The following is a 14,575-nucleotide window of genomic DNA, read 5'->3' on the forward strand; positions in this document are numbered from 1 at the left end:
GCCAATAGTTCAATTTTATTGATGTTTTTCATTATTATCTGCGTGGCTTCCCACCCGGGATCGCAGGATCCCCACCGGCAAATCGGTTATCATTTGTGCCCCATCTTCCCCCTTGCCGAGGATCTATGCCCGCCTTCTCCTGGTTAGCCCTGTTTTTTGGTGCTTTCTACTTCGTCTATGGTGCCTATCTGCCGTTCTGGTCGCTCTGGCTGGAGGGGATCGGGGTGAGCGCGGAGATGATAGGCCTGCTGCTCGGTGCCGGCATGGCGATCCGCTTTGCCGGCAACCTGATGGTGATGGGGCAGATCAAGGGGGCGGGGCATCTGCTGCCGGTCACCCGCCTGCTCAGCCTGCTCAGCCTGCTGGCCTTCCTCGGCTTTTATCTCAGCCACAACCTCTGGTGGCTGGTGGGACTGACCCTGGTGGCGAACTTCATCTACCCGACCCTGATGCCGGTGGGGGAGGCGCTGGCCACCCGCATGGTGGTGCAGGCGCACCTCGACTACGGCAAGGTGCGCCTGTGCGGCTCCTTTGCCTTCATCGTTGCCTCGACCCTGGTGGGGGCCCTGGTGGGGAATTTTGGCAGCGAATGGGTGCTGCACACCATGGTGGCCGGGCTGCTGTTGATGCTGCTGCTCAGCTGGTTGCCGCTGCACCCGGTGCCGCGGGACATTCAGGGCGAGCGGGCCAAGGCCTCCCTGCTCGATACCCTCAAGTCTCCCCAGGTGCGCCGCTTCCTGCTGATCTCGGCCCTGCTGCAGGGCAGTCACGCCGCCTACTACGGCTTCAGTGCCATTCACTGGAAGGCGGCGGGCTACAGCGGCACCACCATCGGCTATCTGTGGGCGCTGGGGGTGGTGGCGGAGATCGGCATGTTCGCCGCCGACAAGCGCTTCCTCAACCGCTTCGGCGCCCAGACCCTGTTCCTGGTGGGGGCGCTGGGCTGCGTGGTGCGCTGGATCCTGCTTGGAGCCTCCACCGAGATCCTGGTGTTGGTGGCGGGCCAGCTGCTGCATGCGGTCACCTTCTGCGTCAGCCACCTCGGCGCCGTGCGCTTCATGACCCGCCAGCTGCCGGCCGAGCAGCTGATCCCGACCCAGGCGCTCTATGCGGCGCTGGGGCTCGGCATGACGGTGGCCGCCCTGATGACCCTGTGCGGTCTGCTCTACGAACCGCTGGGGGGCAGTATCTTCTTCCTGATGGTGCTGGTGGTGCTGCCGGTGTTCGTGCTGCGCCTGCGCCCAGCTGCGCCGTCTGGGCAGGGGCATGTTCCGGTCTGATACCGATCCGTCTGAATCATCACGCAGCAAAAGGGAGAGCCATGGCTCTCCCTTTTTCGTTGCGGCGTGCGGCGTTACCGCGCTTCGCCAAGATAGTGGCGGCTCAGGCGGCGCCAGGTATCCGAGCCTATGGTGCCAGCAAGCAGCTCATTGGATGCGGTATCAAAGCGACCATCCGGCAGCCAGCCCAGCTGGGGCAGCAGCCGGGCGAGGGTGGCGTCATTGTGCTGCAGCTCCCTGTCCAGGGTTTCCCAGAAGGCGCTCCCCTTGACGTAAAAGAGCGGGTAGTAGGAGCGATCCCCTGCCATCACCTCGCGGGCCGCCCGATAGAGGCCGCTCTCGCCATGGGGCAACTGCTTGCCCCGTTCGGCCAGCTCGTTGACTGCCGTGACCTGATGCAGCCGAAAGCGGCGCAGCGCCTTGATGGCAAGGTACTCGGCAACGCTCTCGTTGGCCCAGGTGGGCTGTGGCGTGGTGCTGAGGATGTGCACCGCCTCGTGGGCGGAGGTGCGCAGCAGACGCAGTGGCGCCTGTGGCGTCGGCTTGCCATCCCTGGTGGGGTAGTTGGCGACAAACACCTGATCCCCGGCGGCGCCGCCGAGGGAGCGGGTCGCCACATCCCGTCCCAGCCACACCAGCCGCCACGGCTGAGTGGGCGGGGTGACATCGAGCTGGAAGGCCAGATAGTCGATGATCTCGTTCAGTTGTTGCTGCAGGGCCGGCAGATCGAGCTGATTGGCCGTCTCGTCATGGCTCAGCAGCAGCCTGGGATCCCGTTCGGTGACCGGCACTGTGGCCAGACCAAATGGCAGGATCAGCGGCGGCTGGTTGAGGTCCGGCAGCGGCTGGCAACTGCCATCCGGCAGACAGACGTCCCCTTGGCGACTCCCTTGCTGGCGCACCAGATTGGCCCATTCGGTCAATAGCCACCGATTGGGGGCAAACAGCAGCGACGCCTGGGCCGAGGCATCGGCCCCCAGGGCTGGCGCCGGAGTGAGGGTTACCTGCCAGCCGACCTCTTGGCAGGAGAAGGGTTGGTTGAGGGCCACCGGCTGGTTGTCTGCAAGACAGACCAGCTTGGGTGAAACCGGTGCGGAACTGCCCGGCAACTGACGAGCGGGGAGCAGGGTAAAAGGGGGATTGCCCTGCATCGTGAGGCGTATCTGCAACTCATTGACACGGCTGCCCTGCTCGACAAGGTAGCGAGGGCCGCGGGTGCCATCGGCGGCGCAGGCCCACAGCGGCAGCAACCAGAGGGCACACAGGGTGAGATGGCGACTCATAGGGGATCAACGCTCCTCCTCGAAGGCCAGCAGATCCCCGGGCTGGCAGCCCAGTTCGCGGCAGATCGCCTCCAGGGTGGAGAAGCGAACCGCCTTGGCATGGCCGTTTTTCAGGATGGAGAGGTTGGCCTCTGTGATGTTGACCCGCAGGGCCAGCTCGCGGGCGGTCATCTTGCGTTCGGCCAGCAGGGCATCGAGTCGGATGATGATGGGCATGGGATCCTCACACCGTCAGTTGTTGTTCATCGGCCAGCAGTTTGGCCTCGCGCATCACCAGGGCCAGTGCCGAGACGATCAGCCCGGCCAGCAGCAGCTGGAAGTCCGACGAGCTGATGTTGATCTTGCCGTGCAGCTCGGGTCCCGGCAGGGTGAGCACTATGTCCAGCAGCGGCGTCGTGCCTATCTTGGTGACGAAGCTGACGCAGAGCAGCAGGCCGATCCACTGGTAGCGACGGATCTGGCTGAAGGTGAACAGCATGGCCTGCCGGTAGCCGCGAAACAGCTGGAGCAGCTGCCACAGCATCAGCATGAACACCAGATCCGGCAGCAGCATCACCAGGGTGCCCAGCAGGCGGGTTCCCAAAGTGAGGGGATAGTCGGCAACGGCGGGCTGGGTGCTGGCCTGCGGGAGCGACTCCGTGGTCAGGGGCACCTTGCCGAGCACCGAACTATCTTCCACATTCAGCGCTTCTTGCAGTTCCTGCTGCAGGTAGTCGCTGCCGCCGATCAGGTGTGACCAGACCCCCATGACCGTCAGGACGGGGGTGGCCAGCAGAGTAGCCAACAGGATCCATTCGATCAGGCTGCTCATGCGTTCGAGCTTGTTGTGTTTCATCGCTTACCTCTTTGAGTGAAAGGGTGGGCCACGCGTAGCGCCGAGTTATCGTTTATCAATAAACACAGACAGATGTTTATCGTTTTTCGATATTTATTCAACCGTTTTTTATTGAAAAACGATAAATTCTCGCCGCAATAAGGAGATGACATTTTCCGGGCAGCTCTCTAGACTGGCTGCTGCTGCGCTTGAATCTTCAACACGGACAAGAGGTTACAGATGCACCAGGGATGGTTGCTGATCGGATTGTCGCTCTCCTACCTGGGGCTGCTGTTTCTGATCGCCTACGTGGCGGACAAGAACAAACGGCGTCGCCTGCAGGGCCAGCCCCTGCTCTACAGCCTGTCGCTGGCGGTCTACTGCACCTCTTGGACCTTCTTCGGCACAGTGGGCCAGGCCAGCGAGTCGCCTTGGTCGCCGGTGCCCATCTACCTGGGGCCCATGCTGGTGTTCCTGTTCGGCTGGCGACTGCTGGCCCGCCTCATCCTGGTGGCCAAGCGCGAACACATCACCTCCATCGCCGACTTCATCGCCGCCCGTTACGGCAAGTCCCAGCGCCTGGCCATGGTGATCGCGCTGATCGCCATCATGGGCATACTTCCGTACCTGGTGCTGCAGCTCAAAGCCATCGTCACCGGGCTGGATCTGCTGATGGCCAACCCTGTGCCCGCCGGCCCCACCGGCAATACCGCCGGGCTGGCCCTCGGGGTGGCCCTGCTGCTGGCCCTGTTCAGCATACTGTTCGGCACCCGCCACCTGGATGCCACCGAGCACCACCGCGGCATGGTGGTGGCCATCGCCTTCGAGTCCGTGGTCAAGCTGCTCGCCTTCATGGCGGTGGGGAGCTTCGCGCTCTGGCTCATCCTCAGCAAGCCGAGCCAGGCCCGCACCCTGGTGGCCAGCGATTTTCTCGATGCGGTGGTGGCGGTGACGCCGGGCAGCCTGCTGGAGCTCGCCATCTACACCCTGGTGGCCATGTGCGCCGTCATCTGCCTGCCGCGCCAGTTTCACGTGACCGTGGTGGAGAACAACCAGGGCCAGGATCTGCACTGGGCGCGCTGGTTGTTCCCGCTCTACCTGTTCATGATGGGGCTCTTCATCTGGCCGCTGGCGCTGGCGGGCAAGCAGTGGGTGGGGGCCGGCATGGCCTCGGATACCTATGTGATCAGCCTCCCCATGTCGCTCGGGTTCGACGGCATGGCGCTGCTGGCGTTTCTCGGCGGCACCTCGGCGGCCACCGGCATGGTGATCGTCTGCACCATAGCGCTGGCCATCATGGTCAGCAACGATCTGGTGCTGCCGGTGCTGCTGCGCCGCTTCTGGCAGCAGGGGCGGGACGAGCGGCTGGTGCGCCTGCTGCTGCAGGTGCGCCGCGGCGCCATCCTGCTGATCCTGCTGGCGGCCTGGGGGCTCTACCTCTGGCTCGGGGATCTCACCAGCCTCTCGCGCATCGGCTACCTGTCGTTCGGTGCGGTGGCCCAGTTCGCGCCGGCCCTGCTGCTCGGCCTCTACTGGCGGCACGGCAACCGCAAGGGGGTCTATCTCGGCCTCGCCCTCGGGGTGAGCCTCTGGTTCGCCACCCTGCTGGCGGAGAGCGGCCTGCTGGCCGGCTCGCCGCTGGCGACCCTGCTGGCGCCGCCCGACTGGCCCGCGGTGCGCGACCTGAGCCTGGGGGCCTGGTGCATCTTCCTGAGCCTGTTGCTCAACCTTGCCGGCTATGTGGCGGGCTCCCTGCTCTCCCGTCCGGCGGTGAGCGAGCGGCTGCAGGCGGCCAACTTCGTCGGCAAGCCGAGCCGCGACACCACGGCGCTCTATCAGGCGCGGGTCTCGGTCAAGGAGCTGGAGATGCTGGCGGCCCGCTTCGTCGGCTCGAGCCGGGTCAAGCGCGCCTTCGGCCGCTTCGCCGGCGAGCGGGGCGGCACCCTGGCGCCCCAGATGCAGGCCTCCGCCGAGCTCATCGCCCACACCGAGCGGCTGCTGGCCGGGGTGTTCGGCACCTCGTCCGCGCGGCTGGTGCTGGCCTCGGCCCTGCAGGGGCGCAACATGCAGCTGGAAGAGATCGCCACCATAGTGGACGAGGCCTCCGACGTATTTCGCTTCAACCGCGGCCTGCTGCAGGGAGCCATCGAACACATGGGGCAGGGGATCTCGGTGGTGGACCGGGAGCTCAAGCTGGTGGCCTGGAACCGGCGCTACATCGAGCTGTTCCACTATCCCCCCGGCCTCATCCAGGTGGGCCGCCCCATCGAGGAGATCATCCGTTACAACGCCCAGCAGGGGCTGTGCGGCTCCGGCGATGTGGAGGCACAGGTGGCGCGGCGGGTCGCCTTCATGCAGCGGGGCAGCCAGCACATCTCGGCCCGCGAGCGCCCCGATGGCCGGGTGATCGAGATGCAGGGCAACCCCATGCCGGCGGGCGGCTTCGTGATGACCTTCACCGACATCACCCCGTTTCGCGACGCCGAGCGGGTGCTGCGCGAGGCCAACGAACACCTGGAGGCGCGGGTGGCCGAGCGCACCCACGAGCTCTCCGAGCTCAACCGTCAGCTGCTGCTGGTGAACCAGCAGGTGGAGCGAGCCAACCAATCCAAGAGCCGCTTCCTGGCGGCGGTGAGCCACGATCTGACCCAGCCCCTCAACGCCGCCAAGCTGTTCACCTCCTCCCTGCTGGAGATGCTGCCGCCGGCGGACGAGCCGGCCCGCATCGCCCGCCACATCGACGATGCGCTGGGGGCGACCGAGGATCTCATCACCGATCTGCTCGACATCTCGCGGCTCGAGGCGGGCAAGTTCAAGGCCAAGAAGCTGGATTTCGCCCTGCGCGACGTGTTCGACAACCTCAAGGCGGAGTTCGGGGTGCTGGCCCAGGCGGGGGAGATCCAGTTCTCGGTGGTGGAGAGCAGCCTCGCGGTCTACAGCGACGTGCGCCTGCTGCGGCGGGTGCTGCAAAACTTCCTCACCAACGCCTTTCGCTACAACCCGGGCGGCCGGGTGCTGCTCGGCTGTCGCCGGCTCGGCGACAAGGTGCGCATCGAGGTGTGGGACAACGGCCCCGGCATTCCGGCCGACAAGCAGGAGGCGATCTTCGACGAGTTCTCCCGCCTCGATCACTCCCGCACCGCACGGGAGCAGGGGCTGGGGCTCGGCCTTGCCATCGCTCGCGGCATCGCCCTGGTGCTCGGCCACAACCTGACCCTGCGCAGCTGGCCGGGGGCGGGCTCGGTGTTTGCCGTCACCCTCAACCTGGCGACCCGTCCTGTCGCAACGACGCAGGTGGCGGCCCCTGCCCAGCGCGACAGCCAGCTGGAGGGGATCCGGGTGCTCTGCATCGACAACGAGAGCGATATCCTGATCGCTATGCAGTCACTGCTGGGGCGCTGGGGCTGCGAGGTGGTGTGCGCCCAGAGCCAGGCCCAGGCGGAGGATCTCATCGCCGGCGGCTTCCTGCCGCAGCTGGTGCTCTCCGATTACCATCTGGATGACGGCAAGACCGGATTGCAGGCGCTGCACATGCTGCGCCTCGCTCACGGCAACCACATCGGCGGCATCATCATCAGCGCGGATCGCAAGAGCGAGCTGCAGGCACAGATCCGGGAACACGGCTACGGCTACATCAGCAAACCGGTCAAACCTCTCAAGCTGCGGGCGCTGATGAACAGCATCTTGCGGCCGGCCAAACTTGATGGTGATCACGAATCCGGGAATTCGTCCGATTTTTAATCGGCGGCCCCCAAGTGGCAAGATCGGCACTTTCCGACCCGGAAATGTGCCTTTTCTTCTCGTTTGAGGCTCAAAATCGGTAAAAAGTGACTTATTAATAATCAATCAGGGGTTTGCCCTCTCTCCTTTGACTCCCTTATAGTCAGGTCGCGATTATTTTTATCGCAAATCAAGTTGTGCAAAAGGCAAACCGGACGAAAGTCCGGGACGCAAAGCTTCCGGTCTAAGGGTCAGCGGTACCTAGGATAGCGGGGCCACCACAGGTTGTTTCGTCCATGGGCCAAGCCATGGTGCGATGTTGTCTGCGTTACCTGTCAGGTTGCGTTGCCTTTTTCGTTATCTATTCCAAGAACGAAATAAGGATATTCAACTATGTTAAGTCCAAAACCCTCCGTACTGGCACTGATCGTCGGGGGGCTCTGCGCCTCCTCCGCCTTCGCTGCCGCCCCCGGCAAACCCACCATCGGCTGGGGCGAAACCAAGTTCGCCATCGTCGAAGTGGACCAGGCCGCCACCTCCTACAACAAGCTGGTGACGGTTCACAAGGATGGTGCCCCGGTCAGCGTGAGCTGGAACCTCTGGTCCGGTGATGTCGGCCAGACCGCCAAGGTACTGCTCGACGGCAAGGAGGTGTGGTCCGGTGCCGCGTCCGCCTCCGGCACCGCCAACTTCAAGGTCACCAAGGGGGGCCGCTACCAGATGCAGGTGGCGCTGTGCAACGCCGACGGCTGCACCCTCTCAGACAAGAAAGAGATCCTGGTGGCCGACACCGACGGCAGCCACCTGCTGCCGCTCAAGGCGCCGCTCAAGGAGAACAACAAGCCCTACGTCAACAAGACCGGCAAGGTGATGGGGGCCTACTACGTGGAGTGGGGGGTCTATGGTCGCAAGTTCACCGTGGACAAGATCCCGGCCCAGAACCTGACCCACATCCTCTATGGCTTCACCCCGATCTGCGGTGGCAACGGCATCAACGACAGCCTCAAAGAGATCTCCGGCAGCTTCGAGGCGCTGCAGCGCTCCTGTGCCGGACGCGAGGACTTCAAGGTCTCCATCCACGATCCCTGGGCCGCCATCCAGATGGGGCAGGGCAACCTCACCGCCTATGATGAACCCTACAAGGGCAACTTCGGCAACCTGATGGCGCTCAAGAAGGCCTATCCGGACCTGAAGATCCTCCCCTCCATCGGTGGCTGGACCCTATCGGACCCCTTCTTCTTCTTCGGTGACAAGGCCAAGCGCGACACCTTCGTCGGGTCGGTGAAGGAGTTCCTGCAGACCTGGAAATTCTTCGACGGGGTGGACATCGACTGGGAATTCCCGGGTGGCCTCGGGGCCAACCCCAACCTCGGCAGCCCCTCCGATGGCGAAACCTACGTGCTGCTGATGAAGGAGCTGCGCGCCATGCTCGACGAGCTGAGCGCAGAGACGGGGCGCACCTATGAGCTCACCTCCGCCATCAGTGCCGGCGGCGACAAGATTGCCAAGGTGGACTATCGCGCCGCCCAGCAATACATGAATCACATCTTCCTGATGAGCTACGACTTCAACGGCGCCTGGACCAACACCGGGCTGGGTCACCAGACCGCGCTCTACGAGTCGAGCTGGGATCCCAACACCAAGTACACCACCGACAAGGGGGTCAAGGCGCTGCTGGGTCAGGGCGTCGAGCCCGGCAAGGTGGTGGTGGGGGCCGCCATGTATGGCCGCGGCTGGACTGGCGTCAGCGGGTATCAGGGCAACAACCCCTTCACCGGCACCGCCTCCGGCCCGATTGCGGGCACCGAAGCGGAAGGGATCTGGGAGAAGGGGGTTATCGACTACCGTGGCATCGCCAAGGGCAAGATGGCCGGTGACTGGCAGTACAGCTATGACGAAGTGGCCGAGGCACCGTCCGTGTTCAAGGCTGCCACCGGCGAGCTCATCACCTTCGATGACGAGCGCTCGGTCAAGGCCAAGGGGCAGTACGTGCTGGCCAACCAGCTTGGCGGCATGTTCGCCTGGGAAATCGACGCCGACAACGGCGACATTCTCAACGCCATGCACGAGGGGCTGGGCCACGGTGATAGCACACCGCCGGTCAACAAGCCGCCGGTGGCCAATGCCGGCAGCGATCTCGCGGTGACCGGGCCGGCCGAGCTGGTGCTGGACGGTTCCTCCTCCCGCGATCCGGAAGGGGCGGTACTGAGCTACAGTTGGGCCCAGATCTCCGGTCCCAAGGCGACCCTGAGCGACGCCACCCAGGCCAAGGCCAAGGTAGCCGTCGATGCAGTGAGCCAGGACGTCAATCTGGTGTTCGAGCTGACCGTGACCGATGACCACAACCTCAGCGCCAAGGATCAGGTAGTGGTGACCAACAAGGCGCCGCAACCGAACCTGCCGCCGGTCGTTACCGTGCAGGACAAGGTCTCGGTGCAGGCCGGCAAGCAGGTGAGCATCACCGCCAACGCCAGCGATCCCAACGGCGACACCCTGAGCTATCAGTGGAGCGTGCCGGCCGGGCTCACCGCCAGCGGTCAGAACAGCAAGACCCTGGTGGTGACCGGCCCCAGCGTAACCGTGGAGACCGGCTATGACCTCACCGTCACCGTGACCGATGGCGCACTGGATGCCCAGGCCGCTACCCGCCTCACCGTGACCCCGGTCAGCGGTGGCGGCGACTGCAACGCCACCGATCCGGATGCCGCCAACTGGCCGGCCTGGAAGGCCGCGACCACCTACAACGGTGGCGAGAAGGTGAGCCACAACCAGCTGGTATGGCAGGCCAAATACTGGACCCAGGGCAATGAGCCGAGCCGCAGCGCCGATCAGTGGAAGCTGATAAGCCAGGTGCAGCTGGGTTGGGATGCCAATGTCGCCTACAACGCCGGTGACGTGACCACCCACAACGGTCGCCAGTGGAAGGCCCAGTACTGGACCCGCGGCAACGAGCCAGGCAAGCACGACGTCTGGCAGGACATCGGCGCCGCTAGCTGCAAGTAATTCACCATCCACAGGGGCATGCCAGGCATGCCCCTCCTTTTCCCCCATAACAACAAAAGAGCACCACCATGACCACATGCACCACACGTCTTGTCTGCCTGATCGGCGCAGCCCTGGCAAGCGGCCCGCTGCTGGCCGCCGTTCAGCCACCCACTCCGCTGGTCTTTGATACCACCCAGCCGCAGAACGATCTGCAGGGATCGCTGCTGGCCGGGGTCCAGTTTGCCCAGAGCCAGATCCTGCCCGCCCACCCGCGGGAGGGTGACAACCAGCCCCGCCTCACCGCCCTGCGCAAGAGCCTGCTGCTGGTACGCCCGCTGCAGGCCGGCAACGAGGCGCCGCTGGCGCTAGAGGCCCGCGACGGCGCCGGCAAGCTGCTCGGCAGCCTCACGCTGGAGCCGCCTTCCCGCCTGCCCAAGACCGCCTACTACCTGGAGGGGACGCCGGAGGAGGGGATCGACTTCACCCCGGGCCCCGGCACCAGTACCGTCATCAACAGCAGCAGCGAGCTGGCCAGGCTGAGCGATCCGAGCGGCGCCTTCCTGCTCGGCAAGCTGCAGCCCCATGCCCTGGTCACCATCCAGACCGCCGACGGCCGCTGGGTGCGCGACATCTTCTTGCCCCGCGATGCGAGCCTGGAGGGCAAGATGGTGCGCCTCGCCTCCAATGCCGGTTACAACTCCACCGTCTACTTCAGTGGCCGCCAGGTAACAATCTCCCGCGGCCAGAGCCAGCAGTTCAAGTTCGTGCGCGGCCAGTGGATCCGCGATGGCGAGCTGGAAAACAACGGCATCACCTATGCGAGCGACGCCTGGAGCGCCGTGCTGCCGGCCGAGTGGATCATGCCCGGCCTCACCCTGCGCCTGAGCCAGGGGGATCTGAGCGGTGAGCTGACCGACCTCAAGGTGGGGGCGCCGGGGGAGCTGCTCATTCACACCATCGACATCGGCATGCTGACCAGCCCGCGCGACCAGTTCGCCTTTGCCAAAGATAAAGAGGCCCAGCGGGAGTATTTCCAGACCATTCCCGCCAGTCGCCTCGTCGTCAGCCAGTATGCGCCGCTGGCGCTGCCGGAAGTGATGCTGCCGGATGGCACCCTGCTCACCGACTTTGATCCGAGCGAGGGGGGCTGGCACAGCGGCACCATGCGCCAGCGCATCGGCAAGGAGCTGGTCTCCCTTGGCATCGACAATGCCAACTACGGCATCAACAGCACCGCCGGGGAGGGGGAGAGCAGCCACCCCTACGTGGTGGCCCAGCTGGCGGCCCACAACAGCCGCGGCAAGTACGCCAACGGGGTGCAGGTGCATGGCGGCTCCGGCGGGGGCGGCATCGTCACCCTGGACGCCTCCCTTGGCAACGAGTTCAGCCACGAGGTGGGCCACAACTACGGCCTCGGCCACTACGTGGGCGGCTTTGCCGGCTCGGTGCACCGCAGCGCCGACCAGATCAATGCCACCTGGGGCTGGGATGGCGACAAGAACCGCTTCATCCCCAACTTCTTTGCGAGCCGCAGCGGCCAGAGCGCCTGCCTGGATGGCCAGTGCCAGGCCCCGTTTGATGGCCGCAAGTTCGGCTTCGACGCCATGGCCGGCGGCGAGCCGCTCTCCGGCTTCAACCGCTTCACCCTCTATACCCCCAACTCGGCCGCCATTATCCAGCGCTTCCTCGAGAGCAAGGCGGTGTTCGACGCCAGCTCACCTACCGGCTTCAGCAAGTGGAACGAAAGCCAGGCGAAGATGGAGCCTTACCGCCACCGGGTCACTCTCGCCGAGCAGATCACCGCGCCGGTGAGCGACCTGGGTGAGGTCAGGCTGGCCGCCCTGCTGGCCGAGTACGATCTGGTCAAGGTGGCCATGTGGGATGGCAACTGGACCCGCAACATCCAGCTGCCGGCCGCCTCGACGGTCAATCGCGGCCGCATCATCAGCATCGACCACAATGCCGGCTACAACAGCACCCTCTTCATCAACGGCCAGCAGATCACCGTCTCGCGCGGCTTCAAGAAGAGCTACACCTCCGACGGCAGCCGCTGGAACGAGGGGGCGCCGGCGGATCTGGCGGTAGATCGCAAGCCTGCCGCCTTCGGCGTGCCGGTGACCACCCTGGTCGGCTACTACGACCCGCAGGGTCAGCTGCCGAGCTACCTCTACCCGGCGCTGCACGGCGCCTACGGCTTTGCCTATGGCGATGACGGCGAGCGGCTTGGCAACAGCGACTGCCAGCTGCAGGTGGAGACCCGCGACGGCCTGCTGCGCTTCAAGCTGGCCAACCACAGGCTGAGCGCCAGCGTGATGAACAAGTTCCACGTCAACGTGCCGACCGCGAGCGAGCCGCGCAGCGCCAGCGTGCTGTGCCGCAACCAGTCACAGGCCGAGGCCCAGCTTGCGTCTGCGCCGGCCGGGCTCGGTTACACGGTCAACGGCATGCCGCTGGCGACGCGCTGATCCCTTTTCGCCTCGCGCAACGCGAGGTGCCACGGGCGGGGGCCAAGCCCCGCCCTTCTCTAGCAAGAGGTAAATATGATGACAAGAAAGTCCTCTGTGGCCACCCTGCTGGCCGCGCTCTGTCTGAGTGGCCAGTTGTGGGCCGCCACCCCTTATGACATCAATCAGGGCTATGCCGGCGGCAGCCAGGTCAGCTTCAACGGCCAGATCTACGAGGCCAAGTGGTATGCCAATCCGGGCCAGAGCCCGGGGGTGCAGGTGGCCAACGAGTGGGACTCGCCGTGGGCGCTGATGGGGGAGGGGGAGGTGACGCCCCCCGCCGGCGGAGAGGGGGTCACTCCGCCTGAGCAGGGCGGCAGCGGTACCGCCGACGGCAGCCCCGTCTATCTGAGCCAGAGCGAGCTGGATGCCAGGGAGCAGGCGCTTACCGACTTCCCGGCCATGACGGCGGTCAAAGCCTCCATCGCCACCCGCGACAACACCGTGGTCGAGGCGGTGGCCCCCGGTCTGCCACTCAACCCCGCCAACGTCAAACGGGTGGAGGGGCTGCTCAGCGAATCGCAGTTCAACTTCCTGTTCCCGCTGCGGGCGCCGGAGTACACCTATCGCGGCTTCCTGCAGGCGGTGGCCAAGTTTCCGGCCTTCTGTGGCGACTACAGCGACGGGCGCAACGCCGAGGCCATCTGCCGCAAGTCGCTGGCCACCATGTTCGCCCACTTCGCCCAGGAGACCGGCGGCCACGAGAACTGGCGACCCGAGCCCGAGTGGCGCCAGGGCCTGGTGTGGGTGCGGGAGATGGGCTGGACCGAGCAGATGCGCGGCGGCTACAACGCCGAGTGCAATCCCGAGGTGTGGCAGGGTCAGCAGTGGCCGTGCGGCAAGTTCGACAACGGCGAGTTCAAGAGCTACTTCGGTCGCGGTGCCAAGCAGCTGTCGTACAACTACAACTACGGCCCCTTCTCCGAGGCCATGTTCGGCACAGTGCGCACCCTGCTGGACAACCCGGAAAAAGTGGCGGACACCTGGCTCAACCTGGCCAGCGCCGTCTTCTTCTTCGTCTATCCGCAGCCGCCCAAGCCCTCCATGCTGCACGTGATCGACGGCACCTGGCAGCCCAATGCCCACGATCGGCAGAACGGCCTGGTACCGGGCTTCGGGGTGACCACCCAGATCATCAACGGCGGGGTGGAGTGTGGCGGTGCGGCCGAACATGCCCAGTCCCAGAACCGGATCACCTACTATCAGGCCCAGGCCCAGTATCTGGGGGTGCCGGTGCCCGCCGACGAGGTACTCGGCTGCAAGAACATGAAGGTGTTCGACGAGGCCGGTGCCGGCGCCCTGCCCATCTACTGGGAGAACGACTGGAGCTATGTACCGGGCAACCCCAATGGTGGCAAGAGCTATGCCTGCAAGCTGGTGGGCTACCAGACCCGTTTCAGCGCCTTCAAGGAGCGTGACTACAGCCGCTGCGTGCAGCACTTCTTCCCCGAGGTGGTGATCGAGGACAACGGCGGTGGCACCAACCTGCCGCCGGTGGCCAGCATCAGCGGCCCGAGCGAGGCGCTGGGCGGCGCCACCGTGCTGCTCTCCGGCCAGGGCTCGAGCGATCCGGAAGGCAAGCCACTCAGCTACGCCTGGACCCTGCCGGCCGGGGCCAGCGCCTCGGATCTGACCCAGTCCACCCTGAGTGCCACCCTGCCGCCGACCCCGGCCAGCGACACCCGCTACGGCTTCGTGCTCAAGGTGACCGACGACAAGGGGCTGAGCCGCAGTGCCACCCACGAGATCCTGATCAAGGGCAGCGGCGGTACCACGCCGCCGGATGGCAACCCGCCTTACAAGGAGGGCACCGCTTACAAAGCCGGTGACAAGGTGAGCAACCTGGGGGACAACTACCAGTGCAAGCCCCATCCCTACACCGGCTGGTGCGCCGGCGCGGCCTGGGCCTACGAACCCGGCAAGGGCACGGCCTGGAGCGATGCCTGGATCAAGCTGTAACGGCGATTCTGCGCAATAAAAAAGGCCCGT

At 65.2% G+C, this 14,575-nt stretch carries 8 protein-coding genes and 1 riboswitch; of the genes, 5 read left to right on the plus strand and 3 right to left on the minus strand.

All coding sequences use genetic code 11. The features are described from left to right. The first annotated feature begins 125 nt into the window (after positions 1-125). Positions 126-1,280 (plus strand): 3-phenylpropionate MFS transporter, encoded by a 1,155-nt coding sequence (locus I6L38_RS02030; RefSeq protein ID WP_216989101.1) that lies wholly within the window; start codon positions 126-128, stop codon positions 1,278-1,280. Between the two features lie 74 nt (positions 1,281-1,354). Here the strand turns inward: I6L38_RS02030 and I6L38_RS02035 are convergent, their stop codons facing one another. From I6L38_RS02035 to I6L38_RS02045, 3 genes are read right to left on the minus strand one after another with little or no spacing between them, the layout of a single operon-like run. Next, positions 1,355-2,563, minus strand: coding sequence for a hypothetical protein (locus I6L38_RS02035; protein ID WP_216989102.1), 1,209 nt, complete (start codon positions 2,561-2,563; stop codon positions 1,355-1,357). Between the two features lie 6 nt (positions 2,564-2,569). Continuing rightward, complete coding sequence (locus I6L38_RS02040) at positions 2,570-2,779, minus strand: helix-turn-helix transcriptional regulator (protein WP_005304071.1); 210 nt, start codon at positions 2,777-2,779, stop codon at positions 2,570-2,572. 7 nt (positions 2,780-2,786) lie between these two features. Beyond that, the gene (locus tag I6L38_RS02045; RefSeq protein ID WP_017787709.1) at positions 2,787-3,398 is read right to left on the minus strand and encodes a DUF2975 domain-containing protein; all 612 of its coding nucleotides are present in this window, start codon (positions 3,396-3,398) and stop codon (positions 2,787-2,789) included. A 219-nt stretch (positions 3,399-3,617) separates the two neighbouring features. Here I6L38_RS02045 and I6L38_RS02050 point away from each other — a divergent pair, with 219 nt between their 5' ends. The 4 genes from I6L38_RS02050 (at position 3,618) to I6L38_RS02065 (ending at position 14,545) form a co-directional block, all read left to right on the plus strand. Beyond that, entirely contained in the window at positions 3,618-7,118 is a 3,501-nt protein-coding gene (locus I6L38_RS02050; protein ID WP_216989103.1) for a PAS domain-containing hybrid sensor histidine kinase/response regulator, read from the plus strand. 174 nt (positions 7,119-7,292) lie between these two features. Continuing rightward, positions 7,293-7,380: riboswitch (cyclic di-GMP riboswitch) on the plus strand. A gap of 110 nt (positions 7,381-7,490) precedes the next feature. Beyond that, complete coding sequence (locus I6L38_RS02055) at positions 7,491-10,100, plus strand: glycosyl hydrolase family 18 protein (RefSeq protein WP_216989104.1); 2,610 nt, start codon at positions 7,491-7,493, stop codon at positions 10,098-10,100. 68 nt (positions 10,101-10,168) lie between these two features. Next, positions 10,169-12,547 carry a M66 family metalloprotease gene (locus tag I6L38_RS02060; RefSeq protein WP_216989105.1) on the plus strand — a complete coding sequence of 793 codons (2,379 nt, stop codon included), beginning with the start codon at positions 10,169-10,171 and terminating at the stop codon, positions 12,545-12,547. 75 nt (positions 12,548-12,622) lie between these two features. After that, entirely contained in the window at positions 12,623-14,545 is a 1,923-nt protein-coding gene (locus tag I6L38_RS02065) for a glycoside hydrolase family 19 protein (protein WP_302055692.1), read from the plus strand. Positions 14,546-14,575 lie beyond the last annotated feature (30 nt).

The sequence above is a fragment of the Aeromonas sp. FDAARGOS 1408 genome (assembly GCF_019048665.1).
Taxonomy (GTDB): domain Bacteria; phylum Pseudomonadota; class Gammaproteobacteria; order Enterobacterales; family Aeromonadaceae; genus Aeromonas; species Aeromonas dhakensis.

Coding starts and splice junctions, on each gene's coding strand:
- I6L38_RS02045 (WP_017787709.1), bottom strand. CDS start 3,398: ATGAAACACAACAAGCTCGAACGCATGAGCAGCCTGATCGAATGGATC.
- I6L38_RS02035 (WP_216989102.1), bottom strand. CDS start 2,563: ATGAGTCGCCATCTCACCCTGTGTGCCCTCTGGTTGCTGCCGCTGTGG.
- I6L38_RS02055 (WP_216989104.1), top strand. CDS start 7,491: ATGTTAAGTCCAAAACCCTCCGTACTGGCACTGATCGTCGGGGGGCTC.
- I6L38_RS02040 (WP_005304071.1), bottom strand. CDS start 2,779: ATGCCCATCATCATCCGACTCGATGCCCTGCTGGCCGAACGCAAGATG.
- I6L38_RS02030 (WP_216989101.1), top strand. CDS start 126: ATGCCCGCCTTCTCCTGGTTAGCCCTGTTTTTTGGTGCTTTCTACTTC.
- I6L38_RS02065 (WP_302055692.1), top strand. CDS start 12,623: ATGATGACAAGAAAGTCCTCTGTGGCCACCCTGCTGGCCGCGCTCTGT.
- I6L38_RS02050 (WP_216989103.1), top strand. CDS start 3,618: ATGCACCAGGGATGGTTGCTGATCGGATTGTCGCTCTCCTACCTGGGG.
- I6L38_RS02060 (WP_216989105.1), top strand. CDS start 10,169: ATGACCACATGCACCACACGTCTTGTCTGCCTGATCGGCGCAGCCCTG.